Annotated in this window: 23 protein-coding genes; 12 read left to right on the forward strand and 11 right to left on the reverse strand. The window is 71.1% G+C overall.

Going from position 1 to position 24681, the window contains the following annotated elements; all coding sequences use genetic code 11:
* Positions 1-91 precede the first annotated feature (91 nt).
* The 3 genes from CG740_RS20850 to CG740_RS20860 all read right to left on the reverse strand — a co-directional run bounded on the left by CG740_RS20850 (position 92) and on the right by CG740_RS20860 (position 3200).
* On the reverse strand, positions 92-958 hold the full coding sequence (locus CG740_RS20850) for a DUF4429 domain-containing protein (RefSeq protein ID WP_199846527.1): 867 nt from the start codon (positions 956-958) through the stop codon (positions 92-94).
* A 129-nt stretch (positions 959-1087) separates the two neighbouring features.
* On the reverse strand, positions 1088-2299 hold the full coding sequence (locus tag CG740_RS20855; RefSeq protein ID WP_100576720.1) for an alpha/beta hydrolase: 1212 nt from the start codon (positions 2297-2299) through the stop codon (positions 1088-1090).
* Between the two features lie 217 nt (positions 2300-2516).
* A complete protein-coding gene (locus tag CG740_RS20860; protein ID WP_234376406.1) occupies positions 2517-3200 on the reverse strand; it encodes a TetR/AcrR family transcriptional regulator in 684 nt (227 codons plus the stop codon).
* A 116-nt stretch (positions 3201-3316) separates the two neighbouring features.
* On the opposite strand from CG740_RS20860, the gene CG740_RS20865 reads away from it, so the two are divergent.
* Positions 3317-4915, forward strand: a complete 1599-nt coding sequence (locus tag CG740_RS20865) for an MFS transporter (RefSeq protein ID WP_100576721.1) — start codon at positions 3317-3319, stop codon at positions 4913-4915.
* A gap of 163 nt (positions 4916-5078) precedes the next feature.
* Positions 5079-5459 carry a peptidase inhibitor family I36 protein gene (locus tag CG740_RS20870; protein ID WP_100576722.1) on the forward strand — a complete coding sequence of 127 codons (381 nt, stop codon included), beginning with the start codon at positions 5079-5081 and terminating at the stop codon, positions 5457-5459.
* A 39-nt stretch (positions 5460-5498) separates the two neighbouring features.
* Here CG740_RS20870 and CG740_RS40405 read toward each other — a convergent pair whose 3' ends face one another.
* Together CG740_RS40405 and aceE are read right to left on the reverse strand one after the other, a co-directional pair.
* Positions 5499-5660 carry a hypothetical protein gene (locus CG740_RS40405; RefSeq protein WP_199846528.1) on the reverse strand — a complete coding sequence of 54 codons (162 nt, stop codon included), beginning with the start codon at positions 5658-5660 and terminating at the stop codon, positions 5499-5501.
* Between the two features lie 260 nt (positions 5661-5920).
* Positions 5921-8653, reverse strand: coding sequence for a pyruvate dehydrogenase (acetyl-transferring), homodimeric type (gene aceE / locus CG740_RS20875; RefSeq protein WP_100576723.1), 2733 nt, complete (start codon positions 8651-8653; stop codon positions 5921-5923).
* A 439-nt stretch (positions 8654-9092) separates the two neighbouring features.
* Between aceE and CG740_RS20880 the strand changes: the two genes are divergently transcribed.
* The 6 genes from CG740_RS20880 (at position 9093) to CG740_RS20905 (ending at position 13699) form a co-directional block, all read left to right on the forward strand.
* The gene (locus tag CG740_RS20880; RefSeq protein WP_100576724.1) at positions 9093-9515 is read left to right on the forward strand and encodes a DUF3052 domain-containing protein; all 423 of its coding nucleotides are present in this window, start codon (positions 9093-9095) and stop codon (positions 9513-9515) included.
* A 115-nt stretch (positions 9516-9630) separates the two neighbouring features.
* Positions 9631-10089: a peroxiredoxin gene (locus CG740_RS20885; RefSeq protein ID WP_100576725.1), complete on the forward strand. Its 459-nt coding sequence runs from the start codon at positions 9631-9633 to the stop codon at positions 10087-10089.
* Between the two features lie 173 nt (positions 10090-10262).
* The gene (locus CG740_RS20890) at positions 10263-10838 is read left to right on the forward strand and encodes a TerD family protein (protein ID WP_100576726.1); all 576 of its coding nucleotides are present in this window, start codon (positions 10263-10265) and stop codon (positions 10836-10838) included.
* A gap of 91 nt (positions 10839-10929) precedes the next feature.
* Positions 10930-11505 carry a TerD family protein gene (locus tag CG740_RS20895; protein WP_053727176.1) on the forward strand — a complete coding sequence of 192 codons (576 nt, stop codon included), beginning with the start codon at positions 10930-10932 and terminating at the stop codon, positions 11503-11505.
* 160 nt (positions 11506-11665) lie between these two features.
* Positions 11666-12808 (forward strand): DUF475 domain-containing protein, encoded by a 1143-nt coding sequence (locus CG740_RS20900; protein WP_100576727.1) that lies wholly within the window; start codon positions 11666-11668, stop codon positions 12806-12808.
* A 153-nt stretch (positions 12809-12961) separates the two neighbouring features.
* Positions 12962-13699 (forward strand): TerD family protein, encoded by a 738-nt coding sequence (locus tag CG740_RS20905; protein WP_100576728.1) that lies wholly within the window; start codon positions 12962-12964, stop codon positions 13697-13699.
* Between the two features lie 37 nt (positions 13700-13736).
* On the opposite strand, the gene CG740_RS20910 is transcribed toward CG740_RS20905, so the two are convergent.
* On the reverse strand, positions 13737-14540 hold the full coding sequence (locus CG740_RS20910; protein WP_100576900.1) for a TerD family protein: 804 nt from the start codon (positions 14538-14540) through the stop codon (positions 13737-13739).
* 209 nt (positions 14541-14749) lie between these two features.
* Between CG740_RS20910 and CG740_RS20915 the strand changes: the two genes are divergently transcribed.
* The 4 genes from CG740_RS20915 to CG740_RS20930 all read left to right on the forward strand — a co-directional run bounded on the left by CG740_RS20915 (position 14750) and on the right by CG740_RS20930 (position 20147).
* The gene (locus CG740_RS20915; protein ID WP_100576729.1) at positions 14750-15913 is read left to right on the forward strand and encodes an HpcH/HpaI aldolase/citrate lyase family protein; all 1164 of its coding nucleotides are present in this window, start codon (positions 14750-14752) and stop codon (positions 15911-15913) included.
* Between the two features lie 87 nt (positions 15914-16000).
* Positions 16001-18490 (forward strand): phosphoribosyltransferase, encoded by a 2490-nt coding sequence (locus CG740_RS20920; RefSeq protein ID WP_100576730.1) that lies wholly within the window; start codon positions 16001-16003, stop codon positions 18488-18490.
* Between the two features lie 158 nt (positions 18491-18648).
* Complete coding sequence (locus CG740_RS20925; protein WP_100576901.1) at positions 18649-19446, forward strand: HAD family hydrolase; 798 nt, start codon at positions 18649-18651, stop codon at positions 19444-19446.
* Positions 19447-19487: 41 nt separating this feature from the next.
* Positions 19488-20147: an O-methyltransferase gene (locus CG740_RS20930; protein WP_100576731.1), complete on the forward strand. Its 660-nt coding sequence runs from the start codon at positions 19488-19490 to the stop codon at positions 20145-20147.
* A 239-nt stretch (positions 20148-20386) separates the two neighbouring features.
* Here CG740_RS20930 and CG740_RS20935 read toward each other — a convergent pair whose 3' ends face one another.
* From CG740_RS20935 to CG740_RS20955, 5 genes are all read right to left on the reverse strand, one after another.
* A complete protein-coding gene (locus CG740_RS20935) occupies positions 20387-20605 on the reverse strand; it encodes an FmdB family zinc ribbon protein (protein WP_100576732.1) in 219 nt (72 codons plus the stop codon).
* 115 nt (positions 20606-20720) lie between these two features.
* Entirely contained in the window at positions 20721-21650 is a 930-nt protein-coding gene (locus tag CG740_RS20940; RefSeq protein WP_100576733.1) for a sugar kinase, read from the reverse strand.
* Positions 21647-22342 carry a FadR/GntR family transcriptional regulator gene (locus CG740_RS20945; RefSeq protein ID WP_100576734.1) on the reverse strand — a complete coding sequence of 232 codons (696 nt, stop codon included), beginning with the start codon at positions 22340-22342 and terminating at the stop codon, positions 21647-21649. Before CG740_RS20945 ends, CG740_RS20940 begins: the two co-directional genes overlap by 4 nt.
* 184 nt (positions 22343-22526) lie before the next feature.
* On the reverse strand, positions 22527-23045 hold the full coding sequence (locus tag CG740_RS20950; protein WP_100576735.1) for a DUF4383 domain-containing protein: 519 nt from the start codon (positions 23043-23045) through the stop codon (positions 22527-22529).
* A 100-nt stretch (positions 23046-23145) separates the two neighbouring features.
* Positions 23146-24507, reverse strand: a complete 1362-nt coding sequence (locus tag CG740_RS20955; RefSeq protein WP_100576736.1) for a hypothetical protein — start codon at positions 24505-24507, stop codon at positions 23146-23148.
* Positions 24508-24681 lie beyond the last annotated feature (174 nt).

Genomic DNA, 24681 nt, shown 5'->3' on the forward strand with positions numbered 1-24681 from the left:
TCCGCGCGTCATACCGGGGTGCCACCCGCACCCCGGACCTGGGTATCGGTCCCGGCCGCCGCCGGGGACGCCGCCCCTGCAACTCCGCCGGCTACAGCTCCGCCAGCAGCTCGGCCTTCTTCGCGCTGAACTCGTCGTCGGTGACCAGACCGGCCCGGTGCAGATCACCGAGGTGGCGGATCCTTTCCGCGATGTCGGCGGGGTCGCGCCGCCCCGCGGCGACCGGCACCGCCTGCAACGGGATCGAGGCCCCGCCCCCGCCCCGTACCGCCGCGAGGACCGCCGCCGCGAACGGCAGCGACTCGTGCACGGGCCCGTAGCCGAGGCCGAAGACCACGGACGCCGGATCGCGGTCGGCCTGGGCGGGGCCGCCCTCGGCATCCCGGCGCAGCAGGCGCAGATGGCCGTCGAAGACCTCGGGGGAGCGCCACTCGATCCCGCTCAGCGCGGCGATCGGGAAGGCCTGGTCGCCGGCCTTCCACTTCTCCGACGAGGCGCCCGTCCAGAACCAGCGGAACGTGACCTGCCGCCCGTCGAAGGCGGCCCTGCCGTCGTACGCCTTGAAGTGCAGCGGGGTCTCGGGCGCGTCCACCAGATGGCGGTCGGCGGGTTCCGAGGCGTACGGCACCAGAGCGGTGCGCAGTTCGTCCGCGTAGTACTCGGCGAGCGTCTCGCGTTCGGCGGGCAGGACCAGGCGGTAGGGGTCGCAGGACTCCTTCAACTGGCCCGCCGCGGCATCCATCAGCGGATCGGCGCCCGGTCTCGGCACCGCGTGCAGCACCACGGTGCCGCGTTTGCCCTGGGTCAGTGACACCGACTCCAACGCCTCGTGGGGGATGCGTCGTTCGCGCAGCGCCTGGAACAGCTTCGGCGCGCGGATCCCCCGTTCGAAGCGGATGAGCACGGAGTCGGACTCGAACTCCCAGGTGGCATGAATTCCGGCCAGCACATCACCCATGCGCCTCATCGTAGGCGGCGCGCGCCCGCGCGTCCCCCCTCGGAGGGAACCCCGCTGTCAGCCTCCGCGAAACACGGGTGCCCGGGCGATCGCACGGCGTCTACGCGTGTCCGCCCGTCGATGTGCCCGTCAGGCGGCCGTACGGTCGGAAATTCCGCTGCCGCAGTCGGTGTCGTAGGCGGCACAGCCGACCGTCCGGTACGCGCCAACTCCGATGGCGGCGAAGTTGGCGAGGCTCTGCGTGCCGGGCTCGAAGTACCCGGTGTGGCCGATGGCTCCGGAGGCGGACAGGATCCGCGCGCCGAAGGCCGACGAGACCGGGTCGGCGCCGTGGCCGAGCCCCGCCACGTCCAGGTACGGCACGTCCTGGATCCAGTCGTCCTTGTCGCGCATCGCCCACACCTGGGCCCCGGTGCCCAGCTGCGCGGCGTTGCGCACCCGCATGCCGGGGCTGCCGGCCACCGCGATGTCGCTCACGCGGGGCGGAAGCTCCCGCGAGGAGACCCCGCACACCACCGAGCCGTAGCTGTGGCAGAACAGCTCGACCGAGGATTTCCCGGGCAGTGCGCCCACCATCGCGGAGAGCCGCACGGCGCCTTCCTCGGCCAGCCGGCCGATGGCCGCGTCCACCCCGAGCCCGGCCGGAGCGGTGTAGTCGGCCCAGGCGATCACGGCGGTCCGGGTCTTCGGGGCGGCGGCCCGCTCGGCCGCGTACAGCGACTCGGCCATGCCGACCGGGGCGGTGTTGGCGCGGGTGCTCTTCTCGAAGGTCAGGACGTTGGTGTCGACGCCGGGGACGATCACCGAGACCCGCTGGGCGTGGTCCAGGTCGCCGAAGACCTCCGCGACCCGGCCGGTGTCGCTGGGGTCGAAGGCGAGGATCTGACGGCCGTCGTCGAGCAGCGAGTCGAACCGGTGCATGCGGCGGCCCGCGTCCTGGCGGCCGTCGGCGGTGAGCCGGGGATCCACCATCCGTTTGTTCTCGACCGCGCGGGCTTCCGTGAGCGCGACCCGGTTGGCCCGGTAGCGCAGGGACACGGGAGCGCCGTTGAGGTTGCCGACGACCAGCGGGTAGTGGTCGGCGAGCCGGTCGCGCTCGGCGGCGGTCAGCGAGCCGAAGAACCGGGCCAGCTCGGTGGCCTTGGCGTCCGCCTTGGGCAGCTTGTGGCCGTCTATGGTGTCGCGCGCCCAGGCGGCGAGCGCCTTGGCACGGGGCTCGGAGTCGCCGGAGTGGCCGCGGATCGCCGTCCAGCCGGAGGTCGCGAGCATGACGAACACGACGGCGAGCGCGAGCAGCGCGCGCCAGGCGTTCAGTGTGGGGGAGGAGTCGAAGGAAGTCACTGCTGAACACAGTAGGAGACCCTGAAGGTCCACTGGGGTGACAGTGACTCAGATCACGTTTGAGCGGGGAGTGGTCTCACCAAGAGCGCGCGCGGGCGCACGCTGTGTGCGGCCGGAGGGGCTGGTTCCGCAGGTGCGGGAGACGTGCGTCATACGGCCGGCGACCGATCCCGGCCCGACGGGGGCGCATCCGACCCGTGCCCGGGAGCCGCCCGGCTCAGGCCGGCTCGCGCCAGTCGTCGGCCAGCGCCGGTCCGAGGTGGTCGAGATAGCCGGCGGTCAGCTCCCGGATCGCCGCCACGCTCGGGTCCCCGCCCTGACCCCAGAGGCCGCCCGCGACCCGCATCACCCCGGTGAAGGCGGCCACCGCCACCCGGGGCCGGGGGTCGGCGTCGATATCGAGGCCCTCGCGCTCGGCGATGAGCCGCGCGACGTGCTCCTCCAGCTCCGCCGAGCGGCGCAGATGGATCGCGAGCAGCGCCGGCGTCGACTCGATCACCTGGTACGTCCGCATGTAGAGCGTGACCGGCACCACGGGTGAGAGCCGCTCCTCGATGCTGTCCCAGGCCGAGAGTGCCGCCCGGCGCATCGCGGTGAACGGGCCCTCGGCGGGCGGCCGTTCGCGGAGCGCGTCGACGAAGTGCCACTCCACGGTGTCCTGGGCCGCGAAGACCACGGCCTCCTTGTTGGCGAAGTAGCGGAAGAAGGTGCGCTGGGAGACGTCGACGGCGTCCGCGATCTCGTCGACCGTCGTCTGCTCGTACCCCTTGGTGGTGAAGAGCTCCAGGGCCACCCGCAGCAGGGCGTCACGGGTGCGCTGCTTCTTCAGCTCGCGCAGGCCGCCCGTGGATGCACCCGTGGATGCACCCGTGGATGCGATCGGCTGCTGCTCCACCGTCACTTCGTGGTCCTCTTTCGGTCAATTTGGCGTGTTCAGTCTAGCTGTGAGCTACGTGACAGTTACCGACTTGTGAATTGGTTCGTCAAGTGTCAGTGGCTGACACTATCCTCTGTCGCATGACTAGTCAGACCACCGTCGAAAAGGCGCCACAGGACGAGATACCGGTGCCGGCCAAGGGGCTGCGCGGCCACCCCTGGCTGACGCTCTTCGCCGTGGCCATCGGCGTGATGATGGTCGCGCTCGACGGCACCATCGTGGCGATCGCGAACCCCGCGATCCAGCACAACCTCGGAGCCTCGCTCCAGGACGTGCAATGGATCACCAACGGCTACATGCTGGCGCTTGCCGTCTCCCTGATCACCGCGGGCAAGCTCGGTGACCGGTTCGGGCACCGCCAGACCTTCCTCATCGGCGTCGTCGGCTTCGGCGCCGCCTCCGGGGCCATCGGCCTCTCCCACAGCGTCACCTTCGTCATCGCCTTCCGCGTCCTCCAGGGCCTGTTCGGCGCGCTCCTGATGCCGGCCGCGCTCGGCCTGCTGCGCGCCACCTTCCCGGCCGAGAAGCTGAACATGGCGATCGGCATCTGGGGCATGGTCATCGGCGCCTCCACCGCGGGCGGCCCGATCCTCGGCGGTGTCCTCGTCGAGCACGTCAACTGGCAGTCGGTCTTCTTCATCAACGTGCCGGTGGGCCTGATCGCCCTGGTCCTGGGTCTGCTGATCCTGCGCGACCACCGTGCCGAGAACGCCCCGAAGTCCTTCGACGTCCTCGGCATCGTGCTGCTCTCGGGCGCGATGTTCTGCATGATCTACGCCCTGATCATGGGGTCGCAGTGGGGCTGGGGCAGCGACGGCATCCTGGCACTCATCGCGGGCGCCGTGGTCGGCTTCGCGCTCTTCGCCTTCTGGGAGACCAAGGTCAAGGAGCCGCTGATCCCGCTCGGCCTGTTCCGGTCCGTGCCGCTGTCCGCGGGCACGATCCTGATGATCCTGATGGCGTTCGCCTTCATGGGCGGCCTCTTCTTCGTCACGTTCTACCTCCAGAACGTGCACGGCATGTCGGCCGTCGACAGCGGCCTCCACCTGCTGCCGCTCACCGGCATGATGATCGTCGCCTCGCCGATCGCCGGCGCCCTGATCACCAAGCTCGGCCCGCGTGTCCCGCTGGTCGGCGGCATGGTCTGCACCGCCGTCGCCATGTTCGGCATGTCCCGCCTCACCATCGGTACGGGCACCTTCACCATGTCGATCTGGTTCGCACTGCTCGGCATGGGTCTGGCCCCGGTCATGGTCGGCGCGACCGAGGTCATCGTCGGCAACGCGCCGCTGGAGCTGTCCGGTGTCGCGGGCGGTCTCCAGCAGGCCGGCATGCAGGTCGGCGGCTCGCTCGGCACCGCGGTGCTGGGCGCCGTGATGTCCTCCGAGGTCACCTCGAAGCTCCCGGACAACTGGGCCGCCGCCAAGCTGCCGCCCATGACGCCCGGGCAGACCTCGGACCTGTCCAAGGCCGTCGAGGTCGGCCTGGGCCCGGTTCCGCCGAACACCCCGCCGGAGATCGCGTCCAAGATCGCGGGCGTCGCCCACGACACGTTCGTGTCGGGCATGAGCACCGCCTTCACCGTGGCCGGCATCGTCGCGGTCCTGGCCGCCGCGGTCGCCCTGTTCACCAAGCGCGGCGTGAACGCGCAGGAGGGCGCGGGCGTGGGCCACATCTGATCCCGTCAACTCCCGTACGCGAAAGCCCCGCCGGACCCGATCCGGCGGGGCTTTCACCTATTCGGATGGTTGTCCGCGGGATGCCCCGACCCGCGGAACCGACCCCGTACGCCGGCCGTTTTCCGATTCCAACTGATCGAATCGACACGGGGGTTGACCTCTCATGCGTACAACGACGACCGCACTCGCCCTGCTCGCCGCCACCGCCTTCCTGCTGCCCGCGGCCCCGGCCACCGCGGCCCCGGCCGCCGCGGCCCCGCGTATCGGGGATTGCGCGCCGGGCGAGCTGTGCCTGTGGGCGAAGGCCGCCTTCAAGGGCTCGCGGCAGGTGTACGACCTGACGCGTATCGACATCGAGAGCTGCACCCCGCTGCCCCCGGGCGCCGACGTCCAGTCCCTCGCCAACCGCACGGGCCGGCCCGTCACCGCCTACCAGTCCGACGAGTGCCAGGAGACGGCCGAGTTCGACACCTATCCGGGTGGCGGGACCTGGGTGCCCCAAGTTCCTTATCGGGTAAGGGCGTTCAAGGTGTGGGAGAGCTGAGACGTGGTACCCGACGCAGTGAGGCCGAGCCGACCGGCCTCAGGGAGTGATGATGGCGGGCCTCTGCATCAGCACCCCGGTGCGCAGGACCCCCCGGTCACGGAACCGCAGATGGCCCCGGACCGGGCCGGACCGCGCGACGCCCGGCATCGGCACCCTGCCGGCCGTCATCTGCCCGGCGGGAGCGGCAACTCCGGGCAACGGCATCTCCTGACCGTGCCGTGAACCGGCGAAGGGTGGCAGGCCCCGCAAGGGACCTGCCACCCTTCAACTCTCCACGCGGGGCCACCTACAGGGCCGCGAGCAAACGCGACGCCGGACCACCTACCAGGGGCGCGGGGAACTGCGCGACCAGCCACAACTCACCCGCACGGCCCCAACAACACGCGGAAGCGATGGGCCCCGGGAACGAACCCCGCAGCACCCACCGCACCCCGCACTACACGGCCCGGCAGCCGCGACTACGCGTCACCACCCGCCGCACCGGGGTCGGCCGCGGTCACATCCAGCAGCCGGTACCGATCGACCGCCTGCTTCAAGGCAGACCGGTCGACCTTCCCCTCCCGGGCCAGCTCGGTGAGGACACCCAGCACGATCGACTGCGCGTCGATGTGGAAGAAGCGCCGCGCCGCACCCCGCGTGTCCGCGAAGCCGAACCCGTCCGCGCCGAGCGACTGGTACGTGCCCGGCACCCAGCGCGCGATCTGGTCGGGCACGGCCCGCATCCAGTCGGAGACGGCCACGAACGGGCCCTGCGCGCCCTGGAGCTTCTGCGTGACGTACGGGACGCGCTGCTCCTCCTCGGGGTGCAGGAGGTTGTGCTCCTCCACCTCGACGGCCTCGCGGCGCAGCTCGTTCCAGGAGGTCGCGGACCAGACGTCGGCCCGTACGTTCCACTCCTCGGCGAGGATCCGCTGCGCCTCGACCGCCCACGGCACGGCCACGCCGGACGCCATGATCTGGGCCGGGATGGACCCCGAAGTGCCCGCGCTGTAGCGGTGGATGCCCTTCAGGATGCCGTCCACGTCGACGTCCGCCGGCTCGGCCGGGTGCTGGATCGGCTCGTTGTAGACGGTGAGGTAGTAGAAGACGTCCTCGCTGTCCGGGCCGTACATCCGGCGCAGACCGTCCTTGACGATGTGCGCGATCTCGTAGCCGAACGCCGGGTCGTAGGCGACACAGGCCGGGTTGGTCGAGGCGAGCAACTGCGAGTGCCCGTCCGCGTGTTGGAGACCCTCACCGGTCAGTGTCGTACGTCCGGCGGTCGCGCCGAGGACGAATCCACGCGCCAACTGGTCGGCCATCTGCCAGAACTGGTCGCCGGTGCGCTGGAAACCGAACATCGAGTAGAAGACGTACACCGGGATGAGCGGCTCGCCGTGCGTGGCGTACGCCGAACCCGCGGCGATCAGCGACGCGGTGCAGCCGGCCTCGGAGATGCCGTCGTGCAGCATCTGCCCGGTCGGCGACTCCTTGTAGGCGAGCAGCAGTTCGCGGTCGACCGCCTCGTACTGCTGGCCCAGCGGGTTGTAGATCTTGGCGCTCGGGAAGAACGCGTCCATGCCGAAGGTGCGGTACTCGTCGGGGGCGATCAGCACGAAGCGCTTGCCGATCTCCTTGTCCCGCATCAGGTCCTTCAGGATGCGGACGAACGCCATCGTGGTGGCGATCGACTGGTGGCCCGAGCCCTTCTTGGCCACCGCGTACGTCTTGTCCTCGGGCAGGGCCAGCGGCTTCGAACGCACCACACGGGTCGGCACGTAGCCGCCGAGCCCGCGCCGGCGGTCGTGCATGTACTGGATCTCCTCGGACTTGCGTCCGGGGTGGTAGTACGGCGGCGCGCCGGACTCCAGCTCCTGGTCCGTGATCGGGATGTGCAGCCGGTCCCGGAAGCCCTTGAGGTCGTCGACCGTCAGCTTCTTCATCTGGTGGGTCGCGTTGCGGCCCTCGAAGTTCGGGCCGAGCGTCCAGCCCTTGACGGTGTGCGCCAGGATCACGGTCGGCTGGCCCTTGTGCGCCTTGGCCGCCGCGAACGCCGCGAAGATCTTCTTGTGGTCGTGGCCGCCGCGCCCGAGGTGCAGGATCTGCTGGTCGGTCATGCCCTCGACCATGGCGCGCAGCCGCTGGTCGTCGCCGAAGAAGTGGTCCCGGATGTACCCGCCGGTCTCGGTGGCGTAGGTCTGGAACTGGCCGTCCGGCGTGGTGTTCATCCGGTTGACCAGGATGCCGTCCCGGTCCTGAGCCAGCAGCGGGTCCCAACTGCGGTCCCAGATCAGCTTGATGACGTTCCATCCGGCGCCGCGGAACTGCGACTCCAGCTCCTGGATGATCTTGCCGTTGCCGCGCACCGGGCCGTCGAGGCGCTGGAGGTTGCAGTTGACGACGAAGGTCAGGTTGTCCAGGTTCTCGCGGGCCGCGATGGACAGCTGGCCGAGCGACTCGGGCTCGTCCATCTCGCCGTCGCCGAGGAACGCCCACACGTGCGACTTGGAGGTGTCGGCGATGTCGCGCGCCTGCATGTAGCGGTTCATCCGCGCCTGGTAGATCGCGCCGAGCGGGCCGAGGCCCATCGAGACGGTCGGGAACTCCCAGAAGTCCGGCATCAGCCGCGGGTGCGGGTAGGACGAAAGCCCGTACGGGGCCTTCGACTTCTCCTGGCGGAACGCGTCCAGCTGCTGCTCGCTGAGCCGGTCGAGCAGGAAGGCGCGGGCGTAGATGCCGGGCGAGGCGTGGCCCTGGAAGAAGATCTGGTCGCCGCCGTCGCCCTCGTCCTTGCCCCGGAAGAAGTGGTTGAAGCCCACGTCGTACAGGGAGGCGGAGGAGGCGAAGGTGGCGATGTGACCGCCGACGCCGATGCCCGGGCGCTGCGCCCGCGACACCATCACGGCCGCGTTCCAGCGGGTCGCGTTGAGGATCTTGCGCTCGATCTCCTCGTTGCCGGGGAAGAACGGCTCGTCCTTGGTGGCGATCGTGTTGACATAGTCCGAGCTGCGCATCTCGGGCACGGCCACGCGCTTCTCGCGGGCCCGCTCGATCAGCCGGAGCATCAGATAGCGGGCTCGTTCCCGGCCGCGCTCGTCGACGGCGGCGTCCAGGGAGTCGAGCCACTCCTGGGTCTCTTCGGGATCGAAGTCCGGGACCTGGCTCGGCAGGCCGCCAATGATGATCGGGTTGCGATCGGATCCGGAAGCCACGCTGTTCCTTCACTGTCGGGGGATGCGGAAGACAGCCAATTCTGCGCCGCATCCCATCGTGTACCGCTGGGGCGCAAACGTCATCTCTACTGAGAGGTAACTGAGAGGTAACCGTCACCGGAGCAGGAAGTAGGCTCAGGGCCTGGACGGGTCGGGCCAAATCGCAACCTTACGCTCAACCCGGCCACCAGTTCCCGAAGGGTGTTCGGCCCCGATTGGAGTACCCAAAGGAACACAACGGTGCAAACAGTCACCAATCGTGTGGGATGAATCACCGGCGGGGATGCGGATGTCCCTGAACACGGCCACACTGGCCCCCAAAGGGCGGGTTCGGGGGCCGGGTACTTGCGAGATTCGTCCCGCCCGTGTGGACTACGCCCAATGCCACGCGCCTGCGCGCGGCTGCAGAACTTACCGAATCAAGATCAGGAGGCAAGCCGTGAGCGCGACCGCGGACCACGCGGAGGAGCGGACCAACCCGGCCGGAAGGCTGGGGTTCGAGCCCGGACAGGTGGTCCAGGAGATCGGTTACGACGACGACGTCGACCAGGATCTCCGCGAGGGCATCGAGTCCCTGATTGGCCAGGATCTCGTCGATGAGGACTACGACGACGTCGCCGACGTCGTACTGCTGTGGTTCCGTGACGAGGACGGCGACCTTACGGACGCCCTGGTGGACGCCATCGGCCTCTTGGAGGACGCCGGTACGATCTGGCTGCTGAGCCCCAAGACCGGCCGGGACGGATACATCGAGCCCAGCGACATCCAGGACGCCGCGCAGACCGCCGGCCTGTCGCCGGCCAAGAGCGTCAGCGTCGCCAAGGACTGGTCGGGCACCCGCCTGAAGTCCGGCAAGCGCTGATCCACCCCTCACGCCCCACAGGGCCCCCTCAGGCACAGCCTGAGGGGGCCCTGTGCTTACAGGGGTGCGTAGGGTGGGTGTCACCAGATCGGCCCATTGAAGGGAAGGCGTTTCCATGGCTATCGAGGTCGGCACCAAGGCCCCGGAGTTCGAGCTCAAGGACAACCACGGCCGGACCGTGAAGCTCAGCGACTTCCGCGGCGAGAAGAACGTGGTGCTGCTCTTCTACCCGTTCGCCTTCACCGGCGTGTGCACGGGCGAGCTGTGCGAACTGCGCGACAACCTGCCGAAGTTCGTCAACGACGACACCCAGCTGCTCGCCGTGTCCAACGACTCCATCCACACCCTGCGCGTCTTCGCCGAGCAGGAGGGCCTGGAGTACCCGCTGGTCTCCGACTTCTGGCCGCACGGCGAGGTCAGCCGCGCCTACGGCGTCTTCGACGAGGACAAGGGCTGCGCGGTGCGCGGCACTTTCATCATCGACAAGGAGGGCGTGGTCCGCTGGACCGTCGTGAACGGCCTTCCGGACGCGCGCGACCTGAACGAGTACCTCAAGGCGCTCGACACCATCTGAGCAGCTCGACCCGGGTGCACCACCGGCCGGTGACCGGCCGACACCGCGTGATCATTCGGCCGAATCGTCTGTTTGACCCGGGAACCGGTTACTAGGATCCATTCGTTGATCCGATGCCAACGCACGACGGGGACGCTGACCAAGCCGGCCCCCTCACACCATTGGGAGGACTCGTGGGAGTCAGCCTCAGCAAGGGCGGCAACGTCTCGCTGACCAAGGCCGCCCCCAACCTGACCGCGGTCATCGTCGGTCTGGGCTGGGACGCACGCACCACCACCGGGGGTGACTTCGACCTGGACGCCAGCGCCCTGCTGACCAACGAACAGGGCAAGGTCACCAACGACTCGAACTTCGTGTTCTTCAACAACCTCAAGAGCCCCGACGGCTCCGTCGAGCACCAGGGGGACAACCTCACCGGTGAGGGCGAGGGCGACGACGAGGTCATCAAGGTGAACCTGGCCGCGGTTCCGGCCGATGTCGCCAAGGTCGTCTTCCCGGTCTCGATCTACGAGGCCGAGAGCCGCCAGCAGTCCTTCGGCCAGGTCCGCAACGCGTACATCCGCGTGGTGAACCAGGCGGACAACAGCGAGCTGGCCCGCTACGACCTGAGCGAGGACGCCTCGACGGAGACGGCGATGGTCTTCGGCGAGCTGTACCGCAACGGCGCGGAGTGGAAGTTCCGCGCCATCGGCCAGGGTTACGCCTCGGGCCTGCGCGGCATCGCGCAGGACTTCGGCGTCAACGTCTGAGCCGATCCGCTCCTCCGTCCGGCGCCGCACCCCTGTGGTGCGGCGCCGGACGCGCTCACCACCTGTTCCACTTCTCGGGGAGGACACGATCATGGGCGTCACGCTCGCCAAGGGAGGCAATGTCTCCCTCTCCAAGGCCGCACCGAACCTCACCCAGGTGCTCGTCGGTCTCGGCTGGGACGCGCGCTCCACCACCGGAGCCGACTTCGACCTCGACGCCAGCGCCCTGCTGTGCGCGAACGGGCGGGTGCTCGGCGACGAGTACTTCGTCTTCTACAACAACCTCAAGAGCCCCGAGGGCTCGGTCGAGCACACCGGCGACAACCTGACCGGCGAGGGCGAGGGCGACGACGAGTCGCTCATCGTCGACCTGACGAAGGTGCCCGCCGCCTGCGACAAGATCGTCTTCCCCGTCTCGATCCACGACGCGGACAACCGCGGCCAGACCTTCGGGCAGGTCGCCAACGCCTTCATCCGCGTCGTCAACCAGGCCGACGGCCAGGAGCTCGCGCGCTACGACCTGAGCGAGGACGCCTCGACCGAGACGGCGATGATCTTCGGCGAGCTGTACCGGTACGGCGGCGAGTGGAAGTTCCGTGCGGTTGGTCAGGGGTACGCATCGGGTCTGCGGGGCATCGCTCTAGACTTCGGGGTCAACGTCTCCTAAAGAGATCGCCCGGTTGCGTTCAAATCGAGTGCAGGCCGGGGCGTTCCCTTCCGGGGGCCTGGGGGTCATCCCCCGGGAGACAGCAGCGCAAAGCCGTGCGCGGTGCGGGGGGACCTCCGCTCTACGTGGGGTCGGCCCGCTCTACACGATGGGGAAGTCAGTGCTTCTGAAAACCTTCGGCTGGTCATTCGTGATCACCGCGATCGGCCTGGCCCTGGCCGTCCTTTACGACGGGTGGGCGGCCCTCGGCGTCGTCGCCATCCTGGCCGTGCTCGAAATCTCGCTGTCCTTCGACAACGCGGTGGTCAACGCCGGAATCCTGAAGAAGATGAATGCCTTCTGGCAGAAGATCTTCCTCACCATCGGCGTCCTCATCGCCGTCTTCGGCATGCGACTGCTCTTCCCCGTCGTCATCGTCGCGATCAGCGCCAAGGTCGGCCCGATCGACGCGGTCGACCTGGCGCTGAACGACGCCGACCGCTACCAGCAGCTGGTGACCGACGCGCATCCGTCGATCGCCGCCTTCGGTGGCATGTTCCTGTTGATGATCTTCCTGGACTTCATCTTCGAGGACCGGGACATCAAGTGGCTGGCCTGGCTGGAGCGCCCGCTGGCGAAGCTCGGCAAGATCGACATGCTGTCCGTCTGCATCGCGATGATCGTCCTGCTCGTCGCCTCGATGACCTTCGCCACCCACGCCCACCAGCACGGCGGAGCCCACGTCGACAAGGCGCAGACGGTGCTGATCTCCGGCATCGCCGGCCTCATCACGTACCTGGTCGTCGGCGGCCTCTCCGGCTACTTCGAGAACCGTCTGGAAGAGGACGAGGAGCGCGAGCACGAGGCCGAGGAGGAGGCCAAGCGCACCGGCAGCAAGGTTTCTGCGGTGGCCATGGCCGGCAAGGCCGCGTTCTTCATGTTCCTCTACCTGGAGGTCCTGGACGCGTCATTCTCCTTCGACGGTGTCATCGGCGCCTTCGCCATCACCAACGACATCGTCCTGATGGCGCTCGGCCTCGGCATCGGCGCGATGTACGTACGGTCCCTCACCGTCTACCTGGTCCGCCAGGGAACCCTTGACGACTACGTCTACCTGGAGCACGGGGCGCACTACGCGATCGGTGCGCTGGCCGTGATTCTGCTCGTCACCATCCAGTACGAGATCAACGAGGTCATCACCGGCCTGGTCGGCGTCGTCCTCATCGCCTGGTCCTTCTTCTCCTCCGTGCGCCGCAACCGGCGTCTGGCGGCGGCCGGCCAAGGCGGCGCGGGCGAACCGGCGGAAGTCGGCTCCGGGGTGTGACCCCGGTGCTTCCGGAGCGCACGCCCAGGCGCGTGTGATCCGGCCCGGATTGAGGAACGCTCTCTGCGGGGCGGTCACGAGGCTCCGGCCTCGCCGGCCGCCCCGCAGTGCATGGTGTGCGGGGACGGTTCACGGACCTATGGGGTGGGGGCAATGGCGTTCTGGGACGGCCTGTGGCGAGGCAGGGCCTCACAGTTCGACTCGGGCAGCGCGGCGACCAACACGATCGAGCTGACCCGACGGCACAACACGGTCTCCCTCGGCAAGCAGGGGGCCAACACCGGCAGTCTGCGGGTCAACCTGTCCTGGCGGATGCGGACCTCCGACTTCGGCGGAAAGCCGGAGCAGGGCGGGCGGCTGCTGCGCCATCCGCTCCAGTTCTTCAAGCCGGAGATGGTCCAGGGCCACACCCAGTCCATGGTCAACGTCGACCTGGACCTCGGCTGCCTGTACGAGCTCCAGGACGGCACCAAGGGCGTGGTCCAGCCGCTCGGCAACTTCTTCGGCGCCACCAACAAGCCGCCCTACGTGGAGTGCAGCGGCGACGACCGGTTCGGCTCGGCCTCGGGCGAGACGATCTTCGTCAACCTCGACCACCGCGACGAGATAAAGCGGCTGCTCGTCTTCGTCTACATCTACGACCAGACCCCGGCCTTCGACCGCACCCACGCCAAGGTGACGCTCTACCCGAGCAACGGCCCGCGCATCGAGATCGAGCTGGACGAGCGCGCCCCCGAGGCCCGCTCCTGCGCGGTGGTCTCCATCGAGAACGTCAAGGGCGACATGGTGGTGCGGCGCGAGGTGAAGTTCGTCTACGGCTTCCAGGCGGAGCTGGACCGGCTGTACGGCTGGGGGCTCCAGTGGGGCCGCGGCTACAAGACCAAGGCCTGAGCCGCGCCTCCCGGCCCACTGGCGGCTGACTCCCGGCCTACTGGCGGATGAACTGCGGCCCCATCGGCGGCAGGACGAACGTCGGATCGGGCGCCGGCACCGGCACCGGGGCGGGCTGGGGGTAGCCGTACGCGGGCTGCGGCGAGGCCGGCTGCGGATAGCCGTAGGACGGCTGTACGACCGGCGGGTGCGCCGGGGGAGCGGGATGCGGGTAGCCGTACGCGGGCTGGGCCATGTGCTGCGGCAGCGGCTGGGGCACGGACGAGGCGCCGGGCGTGCTCGGCGCGCTGTCGTCGTCACCGTCGTCCACCGAGATGCCGTAGTCGGTGGCGAGGCCCACCAGGCCGGTCGGATAGCCCTGGCCCACCGCGCGGAACTTCCAGCCCTCGCCGCGGCGGTACAGCTCGCCGCAGATGATCGCCGTCTCCTCGCCGGTCTCCGGCCTCACATCGAACAGGGCGACCGGATCGCCGCCCGACACCGCCGCGTCGAACAGCAGGATCCGCAGGTCGCGTACGGCACGGAAGGTGGCGCCGTCGGACGAGGCGGTGATCAGCACCCGGTCGACGGACCGGTCGAGCGCGGCAAGATCGGCCTCGACGGTGTCGGTGAGCCCCTCCGCGACGCGCTTCTTGGGCAGCCTGCGCACCAGGCCCGAGGGGTGGCGCGGCTGGTTGTAGAAGACGAAGTCCTCGTCCGAACGCACCCGGCCGTCGGTACCGAGCAGCAGTGCGGAGGCGTCCACGTCCGGGACGTCGGCGCCCGGCGACCAGCGGAGCACCGCGCGTACGGCCGGGGCCTCCAGCGGGACGTTCGATCCCTTCAGCATCGCGTGCGTCATGCCCGTCATCCTGCCTTCCCGCAGGCCCCCCGGACAACGCGGGGCCCGGCCGGATAGGGCTCGTGGCGTGGCGGCGGAGCCCGTACGGGGCGGTTGATGCAGACGAGTTACCTGAATTTCACGCACTTGGGGAACTCTTGACACGTGTTCCTACGTACTATTACCGGCCACCCAAAATCTCGGCCGTCCAGGCAGTACGGGGGATGTATATGCGGCATTTCGGGCACCTCCCGCCGGCTGAGCGGAAGCGCCTCTTTCATCAGGAGCCCTGCGAGTTCACCGCGGGCTCCCCGGCGCGCACGCTGTCGGCAGCCCTCGGCGCCACCCTCTACAGCCCGGCGACGCGCCCCGCGCTCGCCGACGACGTCCTGAAGCAGGCCCGCCGCGGTGTCGTGTCCATGGTGCTCTGCCTGGAGGACTCGATAGACGACGCCGAGGTGGTGGCCGCCGAGGCCAACCTGGTGCGCCAGTTCGCCGAGCTCGACGCCCGTGGCGAGGAGGTCCCGCTCCTGTTCGTACGGGTCCGCGCCCCGCTCCAGATACCCGACCTGGTGCACCGCCTCGGCTCCTCGGCCCGACTGCTGTGCGGCTTCGTCCTGCCGAAGTTCACCGAGGACCGCGGCATCGGCTTCCTGGAGGCGCTCACCGCGGCCGAGTCCGCGAGCGGCCGCCGGCTCTTCGCGATGCCCGTCCTGGAATCGCCCGAGCTGCTCCACCTGGAGACCCGCCCCGAGACCCTGGCCGGAATCGCTCGTACGGTGGAGAAGTACCGCGAGCGCATCCTGGCCCTGCGCCTCGGCGTCACCGACTTCTGCTCCGGCTACGGACTGCGCCGCTCGCCCGACATGACCGCCTACGACGTCCAGATCGTGGCCGGCGTCATCGCGGACGTGGTGAACGTCCTGGGCCGGGCCGACGGCACCGGCTTCACCATCACCGGCCCCGTATGGGAGTACTTCCGGCTCCAGGAGCGGATGTTCAAGCCCCAGCTGCGCCGCAGCCCCTTCCTGGAGGGCCGCGCCGAGGAGCTGCGCACCGCCTTGATCGAGCACGACCTGGACGGCCTGCTCCGCGAGATCGAGCTCGACCGCGCCAACGGCCTGCTCGGCAAGACCTGCATCCACCCCTCGCACGTGATGCCCGTGCACGCCCTGTCGGTGGTCAGCCACGAGGAGTTCACCGACGCGGCGGACATCCTGCGGCCCGAACGGGACGGCGGCGGGGTGCTGCGCTCGGCGTACACCAACAAGATGAACGAGGTGAAGCCGCACCGGGCCTGGGCCGAGCGCACGCTGCTGCGGGCCGAGGTGTTCGGGGTCGCCGCCGCGGACGTGGGCTTCGTCGACCTCCTCACGGCCGGTCTGGCCCTTTGACGAACCGGACGGACCGACGGGCGGTCCGGCCTCCGGCGTACCAGCAGGACGTACCAGCAGAACGCACCAACAGAAGGACACAGCAACGTGGTTGAGTGGTCGGGAACGTGGGTCGCCGAGCGGCTCGGGGTCGAGCTGGTCGGGGACGAGCGGCTGAGCGCCCTGCTGGGCCTCGCCCTGCGCCGCAACCCGAAGCGCGCCCATCTGCTGGTCTCCAACGTCCTGGGCAAGCACGTGCCGCAGCGCCCCTCGGTGGTGTGGGGTGCCGGTTATGAACTGGGCGTACGCGCACGGCAGTTGCTCGGCGACGAGGCGGCCGCGCGGGCCGTGGTGCTCGGGTACGCCGAGACCGCGACCGGGCTCGGCCACTCGGTCGCCGACGGCCTGGGCCTGGCCCCGTATCTGCACTCCACCCGCCGCCCGGTCCCGGGCGTGGCCGCGGCCGGCGGTTTCGAGGAGGCCCACTCCCACGCCACCTCCCACCTCCTGCTCCCCGAAGACCCCCGACTCCTCGCGGGACAGGGCCCGTTGGTCCTGGTCGACGACGAGTTCTCCACCGGCAACACGGTCCTCAACACCATCCGCGACCTGCACGCCCGCCACCCCCGCGGCCACTACGTGATCGTCGCCCTCGTCGACATGCGCTCCCCGCGGGACCGCGACCGCCTCACCGCCTTCGCGGCGGAGATCGGCGCCCGCGTCGACCTGATCGCCTCGGCGTCGGGCACGGTACGGCTGCCGGAGGGGGTGCTTGAGAAGGGGCGGGCGCTGGTCGAGGAGTACGAGACGGCGGCCGCCCCGGGCCCGCTTTCGCCGGGAGGCGCCCAGGACGGGGTGGGCGAGGAGGCGGCGGGCCAAGGACCTCTGCTGTGTGAGAACGGCGCTCGGCCCGTGGGCCATGCCCGCCGCGTCGACCTCCGCTGGCCCTCCGGCCTTCCCGACGGCGGGCGGCACGGGTTCACCCCGGCCCACCGGTCCGTCCTGGAGGCGGCGCTGCCGGACCTGGCGGGCGGGCTGGCCGAGGCGCTCGGGGCCGGGGGCGACACCCCGCGCCGCGTGCTCGTCCTCGGATTCGAGGAGCTGATGTACGCCCCGCTGCGGCTGGCCGTCGCCCTCGAAGAGCGCGGCGACGCCGAGGTGCGCTACTCCACCACCACCCGCTCGCCCGTGCTCGCCCTGGACGACCCCGGGTACGCCATCCGCACCAGGCTCGCCTTCCCCGCCCACGACGACCCGGCCGACGGTCCCGGCGAGCGGTACGCGTACAACGTCGCGGACGGCGGCTTCGACGCGGTGGTCGCCGTCGTCGACTCGGCCGCCGACACCCCCCAACTGCACGCCCCCGACGGCCTGTTGGCCCAGCTCGCCGCCCACATCCCGCACGTCGTGCTCGCCGTGCTGCCCTCGTACGTACCCGAAGGTGCCCCCATGCCCGAGCCGCTGCGCGGTCCCGCCTTCTCCTCCTACGCCCCCGACGAGGTGGGCTGGCTGCTCAAGGACCTGTCCGGGGTCGAGCTGGAGGCCCCCACCGAGGAGCGCGAGGAGGCCATCCAGAGCGGCGGCGCGCACTACGCGGAGTCGCTGCCGGTCGAGTACCAGCCGAGCCCCCAGTACCAGGAGCTGTTCCGCGCCGCGCTCGACGCCTCGGCCGACCGGATCGCGCGGGCCGTCGGCGTGGTCACCGAAACGGTCCTGGCCGAGCGCTCGCCCCGCCCGGTGCTCGTCTCGCTGGCCCGCGCGGGCACGCCCGTCGGTGTGCTGATGCGCCGCTGGGCCCAGTACCGGCACGGCCTGGACCTGCCGCACTACGCGGTGTCCATCGTGCGCGGCCGGGGCATCGACCCCAACGCGCTGCGCTGGCTCGCCGCCCACCACGACCCCGCCGACGTCGTGTTCGTCGACGGCTGGACGGGCAAGGGCGCCATCACCCGCGAACTGGCCGCTGCCATCAGGGAGTTCCCCGAGTTCGCGGGGTTCGACCCGGAGATCGCCGTGCTCGCCGACCCCGGCTCCTGTGTCCGCACGTACGGCACCCGCGAGGACTTCCTGATCCCGTCGGCCTGCCTCAACTCGACCGTTTCCGGGCTCATTTCGCGCACCGTCCTGCGCCGGGACCTCATCGGTCCCGGCGACTTCCACGGCGGCAAGTTCTACCGCGAGCTGGCCGGCGCCGATGTGTCGGGCGACTTCCTCGACGCCGTGGCCGCCCGCTTCGACGCGGTCGCCGACGCGGTGGACCGCGAGGCCAAGGCGCTGCGGGACACCGACCGGACCCCGAGCTGGGGGGGCTGGGCGGCCGTCGAGCGGATCAGCGAGGAGTACGGCATCCACGACGTCAACCTGGTCAAGCCCGGCGTCGGCGAGACCACCCGGGTGCTGCTGCGCCGGGTCCCCTGGAAGATCCTGGCCGGGCGCGGCGCCGGGGCCGACCTCGACCACGTACGGCTGCTCGCCGAGCAGCGCGGGGTGCCCGTCGAGGAGGTGGACGGCCTGCCGTACAGCTGCGTCGGCCTGATCCACCCCCAGTACACCCGGGGCGCCACCGGCGCCGACGGCAAGGCGGTGGCCGCCAAGTGAGCACCCCGCCCGTCCCGGCCGCCGGCGCCCCCGATCGCACCCCGCCCGTCCCGGCCGCCGGCGCCCTCGACCGCACCCCGCCCGTCCCGGCCGCCGGCGACCCCGATCGCACCCCGCCCGTCCCGGCTGCCGGCGCCCTCGACCGCACCCCGCCCGTCCTGGTCGCCAGCGACCTCGACCGCACCCTGATCTACTCGGCCGCGGCTCTCGCCCTCACCATGCCCGACCACCGGGCGCCCCGGCTCCTGTGCGTCGAGGTGCACGAGCACAAGCCCCTGTCGTACGTCACCGAACACGCGGCCCGGCTGCTCGCAGAGCTGAAGTCGGCGACCGTGTTCGTGCCCACCACGACCCGTACGCGCAAGCAGTACCAGCGCGTCCAACTCCCGGGACCGCCCTCGCCGTTCGCGATCTGCGCCAATGGCGGGCACCTGCTGGTGGACGGGGTGTCGGACCCGGACTGGGCGCGTTCGGTGACCGACCGGATCGCCGCGGAGTGCGTCTCCCTCGACGAGGTGCGGGCCCATCTGCGGGCCGTCGCGGACCCGGTCTGGCTGCGCAAGGAGCGGATCGCGGAGGACCTCTTCGCCTACCTGGTGGTCGAGCGGGAGCTGCTCCCCGAGGGCTGGATCAAGGAGCTGGCGCTCTGGGCCGAGCCGCGCGGCTGGACCGTCTCCCTCCAGGGTCGCAAGATCTACGCCGTACCGAAGCCGCTCACCAAGAGCGCGGCGGTCCGCGAGGTCGCCCGCCGCACCGGCGCCGAACTCACCCTGGCCGCCGGGGACTCGCTCCTCGACGCCGACCTGCTGCTCGCCGCCGACCAGGGCTGGCGCCCCGGCCACGGCGAGCTGGCCGAGGCCGGCTGGCAGGCGCCGGGCACCGAGGCGCTGGCCGAACGCGGGGTGCTCGCGGGCGAGGAGATCCTGCGCCGTTTCCTGGCCCGCGCGGCTTCCTGAGGGGCGTGCCGTAGCGGTGCGGTATTGGGTACGGTCGCCGCATGACCAAGGGAAACAGCACCAAAATCACCGATGAGCTGTACGCCTACATGCTGGCCCACAATCCGCCGCTCGACGCGATCCAGCGGGATCTGGTGGAGACGACGTACGCCCGGCTCCCGGAGCAGGCGGGCATGCAGTCGGCCGAGGAGCAGGCCCCGCTCCTGGCCTTCCTGGTACGGCTGGTGAATGCCCGTCATGTCGTGGAGGTCGGCACCTTCACCGGGTTCTCGGCCCTGGCCATGGCGCAGGCGCTGCCGGCCGACGGAAAGCTGATCGCCTGCGACGTCTCCGAGGAGTGGACGGCGTACGGCAAGGAGGCGTGGGCGAAGGCGGGTGTCGCGGACCGCATCGAGCTGCGGATCGCGCCGGCGCTCGACACGCTGCGGGCGATGCCGGCCGAGCCGCACATCGACTTCGCGTATCTCGACGCGGACAAGGGCAACTACATCGCGTACTGGGAGGAGTTGGTGCCCCGGCTGCGGCCCGGGGGCCTCATCGCCACGGACAACGTGCTGTTCCACGGGCGCGTTCTGGACCCCGACGCGACGGGGGCGCCGGCGGCGATCCGGGCGTTCAACGACCATGTCGCAGCGGACGAGCGGATGGACAGCGTGCTGCTGACCGTGGCGGACGGGCTGACGCTGTCCCGGCGGCGGTAGCCCCCCGGGGCTGGGGCGCGGGCCTGTTCCTCGGGCCGCGGGTGGTTTGTTGCGCAGGTCCCCGCGCCCCTGGGGTCGGTGTGGTCGGTTGTCCGCGGATCGTGGGTGACTGGGCGCGCAGTTCCCCGCACCCCTGAGGGGGTTGGGGCTGGTCGCGTTCGTGTGGGGGAGCCGCAGTGGGTGGCAGCCCTCGCCCGTGTCGTGGGCCCGTCGTGTTGGAGCTCGCCCTGCCCGGAGGGCTAGCCGCAGCAGCCGCCTCCGCAGCAGCCACCGCCACCACCACCGGAGGGAGCCGCCGGGCCCTGCTTGGCGGAGCCGCCCACGGCCACAGTGGACAGCAGCTTCACCGTGTCGTCGTGGCCCACCGGGCATGTCGCGGGGGCGGCGGACTCGGCCATCGGGCGGCTGAGTTCGAACGTGTCGCCGCAGGCGCGGCAGCGGTATTCGTAGCGAGGCATGGGGCAAGACTAGGGGAGACCTGGGGCCGGGGGTCCGTCCACCTCCGGCCCCAGGGGCGGGCCTCCGGGCGGGCCACCGCCGTAGCCCGGCCCGGAGGGGTTCGAGGGGCGCGGCTCAGCCCGTCGGCAAGGCGAGTTCGGCACGGGTCGGTGTGCCCTCCCAGCCGCCGGGTGAGGCGGTCGCGAAGGCCTCCGCCGCCGTCGCGCGCTCCAGGCGGGCGGCCGTCGGGACGCCGTCGAGCAGCCCCGAGAGGTAGCCCGCCACGAAGGCGTCGCCCGCACCGGCCGCGCCCGGGGCCCGTGGTGTGCGGGCGGGGCGGTGGAGCCGGCCCTGCGCCGCGTACACGGTTGCCCCGGCCGCGCCCCGCTTCACCACGATCTCGCCCACGCCCAGCGCGAGCAGCTCCTTGGCCCGCTGCTCGGTGTCGTCCGGGGCGCTTTCGGGCAGGCAGAGCGCCAGCTCGTCCTCGGTGGCGACGAGGACGTCGGCCTTGGGCGCCCACTGCCGGAGCACCTCGGCCGCCTCCTGTGAACTCCACAGCTCCGGGCGGTGGTTGACGTCCAGGCAGACCATCGCCGAGTGCTCGGCGGCGAGTTGGAGTGCGAGGCAGGCCGCCGACTGCGCCGAGCGGCCGAGCGCCGGGGTGATGCCGGTCAGGTGGAGCAGGGCGGGCGGGGCGGCGGCGAAGGCCTCGGCGATGGCGCAGCCACGGATGCGGGGTGCGGCCGAGCCCGCTCGGTAGGGGTGCGCCCGGGTGGGGCCGGGCAGCCGGGGCGCCAGGAGGACGAGGCCGGTGGGCGCTCCCTCGTCGCGCGAGGCCGCCGACACGTCGACGCCTTCGGCCTCCAGCGTACGCAGCACGAGTTCGCCCGCCTCGTCGGCGCCGACCGCGCCCGCCCAGCGCACCTGGTGCCCGAGCCGGGCGAGGCCCGTGGCCACGGTGGACTCGGCGCCGGTGATCGTGACGTCCATGGCGCCGCCGAGCCTGAGCGGCCCGCTGCCGCGCAGCGCGAGCACCGTCTCGCCGAAGGTGAACACGCTCATGCGCCGGCCCCCTGGCCGCCCGCGGGAAGGTCGAGCAGTTCGAGCACGGCCATGTAGGCGCCGTCCCCGTCGCCCTCCCGTACGGACCGGACGACCTCGGCATGCGCCGGGACCGGGCCGGGCCGGCCGTCCGAGCGGCCGTGGCCGCCCCGCGCCACCAGCGCGGGCACGATCACCCGGCGCAGCTGGAGGAAGAAGCGGTTGTGCGAGGCGGTGAGCAGGGCGCTGTGGAACGAGGTGTCCGCCCGCACCGCGAGCACGGGGTCGCTCCCGGCGGCCCGCATGGCGGCCAGCGAGCCGTCCAGGGCGGCCAGGTCCTCGTCCGTGCGCTGCTCGGCTGCCAGCGAGGCGGCGGCCGGCTCGATCGCGCGGCGCAGTTCCAGGACGTCGGCGAAGAAGTCCGGCGGCGCACCGGCCGCCAGCTTCCAGCGCAGTACGTCGCTGTCGAGCAGGTTCCAGTCCGCGCGCGGCCGGACGAAGGTGCCGCGCTTCTGCCGGGCGTCGAGCAGCCCCTTCGCCGTGAGCACCTTGACGGCCTCGCGCAGCACGGTCTGGCTGACGCCCAACTCGGCCATCAGCGCGGGCAGTTCAAGGGTGTCGCCCTCGTCGTACGTCCCGTCGAAGATCCGCCGGGCCAGGCCCTCGACGGCGGTCCGGTGGACCCCGCGCCCGACGTAGGCGGCCTCGCTCACGTGGTGGCTCCTCTGCGCTCGCCGGGACCGGCTTGGGTCAACGATTCCTCCAGGTCGGGTAAAGCGTTGCACAAGTACTGGTTAATTAGCAATTAATCGGTACTCCCTGCGCACGGCCCGGCCCGGGAGCCTCAGGGCGTCCCGGGCCGGGCCGTGCACGCGAGCGGAGTGGGGCAGGGGTGGGTCAGCGGTGTTCGTCGGCCTGCTCGTGGCGAGCGCGCCAGTACGGGTTGTCGTGCGGCAGGAAACCGGTGACGCGGCCGTACATCCCGAAGACCATCAGGAGCAGCCCGGCCACGAAGCTGAAAAGGACGTTCTGCATCCGGAACGCCAGGATGTTGTGCGAGGTGTCGAGCAGCGCGAGGTTCACGAACCCGCTGATCAGGAACAGCACGCCGAGGGCGATGTTGAGCGTGGAGGCGAAGTTGCCGCCGCGGAAGGCCCCGTACAGGAGCAGCAGGCCGGCGACGATGGAGATGACGCTCAGCGCGCCGTTGGTGTTGAGCCCGGCGACGGTGTCCCCGCCGGTGTCGAAGAAGCCGATCCGGTGGATGAGGCCGAGGATGCCGAAGACCAGCAGGATGACCCCCATGGCTCCGGCGCCGTAGCGGTAGACGCGGTTCAGGCGGTGGTCGACCGGCAGATGCTCGTTGAGCGAGACGCGGCTGTGGTTGAAGCGCTGCGAGATCGTATGGGTGGCCATAGCGGGGGCCCTCCTCATTCCTGGGCACGCAGGCGTACGTACTCAAGGATCCGCCCGGGCGGGGCCCGCAACAACTCAGCGGCGGTCGGTCGCTCGCGGATCAGGCGCCGTGGCCCAGCTCCTCGCGGATGCGGGCCACCACGTCGGCCACCGTGCGCCGCACCGCCTCGGTCTCGGTCAGGAAGTGCCAGTAGTCGGGGTGGCGGCCTTCGAGCGTGCCGATCGCCCGCTCCAGGCGCGCCACCGACTCGTCCAGCGGCCCGGCGTGCCGGGGGTCGGGAGTGTTGCGGCCGGACATCGCCAGGCGCTGGGCGTCGCGGATCGCGAACCGGGTGCGCTGGATCTCCTGCTGCGGGTCCTTCGCGACCGCGTTGAGCCGCTGGAGCCGGTCGCCCGCCGCCGACACGGCCTCGTCCGTGGAGTTGAGCAGCGCCCGTACCGTGCCGAGCAGCGACGTGGCGTCCGGCCAGCGCTGCTCCTCGCGCGCCCTGGCCGCCTCCTTGAGCTTGTCCTCCGCCTGCCGTACGGAGGCGGCGGCCTGCTCGGGGACCTGCTGGAGGTCCTGCCAGCAGGCGGCGGAGAAGCGCCGGCGCAGCTCGCTGAGCACCGGGTCGACCCCGCCCGCCCGGGTGGTGAGCGCCTGGGCGCGGGTGCGGAGCGAGACCAGCCTGCGGTCGATCTCGGCGGCCTTCTCGGGCAGCTGCTCGGCCTCGGCCCGCAGCGCCTCGGCGTCGCGCAGCACCCGGTCGGCGCGCTGGAGCGTCTCGGCCACGCCGTGCCGCCCCGCGCCCTGGTTCAGCTTGGTCAGCTCGGGCCCGAGGGCGGCGAGCCGGGCCGCGAGGTCGTCGGCGCGCAGCCCCGTGCCGCGCACCGCGTCCAGGGCCGTGCTCGCGCCGAGCAGCGCGTGCCGGGCCCGCTCGATGGCGGGGGCGAGCCGGGCGAGCTGGGTCTCGGCGGTGTCGAGCAGTGGCCGCAGGTTCTGCTCGTAGCGGTCCAACTCGCCCTTGACGCGGACGAGTTCGTCCTTGGCGGCGGTCAGCTCGGTCCGGGCCCGGGCGGCGACCGAGGCGTCCAGGTCGTCCCGGTCCAGATCGTGGGCGTCGACCGCGGTGATGTACTGGTTGGAGACCTCGTCGATGCGGCGGCCGAGGGCGGCGAACTCGTCGACGGCACGCTGGGCGGCCGGCGAGCTGTCCACGGCCGTGATGGTCTCGATGGAGATCCGCAGATCGCGCTGGGCGGTGTCGAGCTCGTAGAACGCCGCGGCCGCCGCGTCCTTGGCCGCCTGCGCGTCCGCCCGCACGCTCTCGCCGCGCCCGCCGAACCAGCGCCGCGTACCGCCGCCGGCGAAGGAGCCCGGCAGCGCCGCGGCGCCGAGCACCACGGGGAACGCGATCAGCGCCAGCACGTCCCGGACGGTGGCACCCGCTCTGCTGTACGGCCGCGCGTGTGTCCCCGTCACATCCCTCTCCCGTGCTGTCCGGCCCTGCCCGGTCCATTCTCCCACCCGGTAGGGACGAACACACGGCCCGGTCAGTTCACGCTTCCGAGCCCCTTCCCCGCCGCCTCCCCGCCGCTGCTCCCGCCCGGGATTCGGGTTTGCGGCGGCACCCCCGGGGCCATGTACGCTGTTCCC

Source organism: Streptomyces sp. CB01201, from assembly GCF_002803085.1.
GTDB classification, from domain to species: Bacteria; Actinomycetota; Actinomycetes; order Streptomycetales; family Streptomycetaceae; genus Streptomyces; species Streptomyces hundungensis.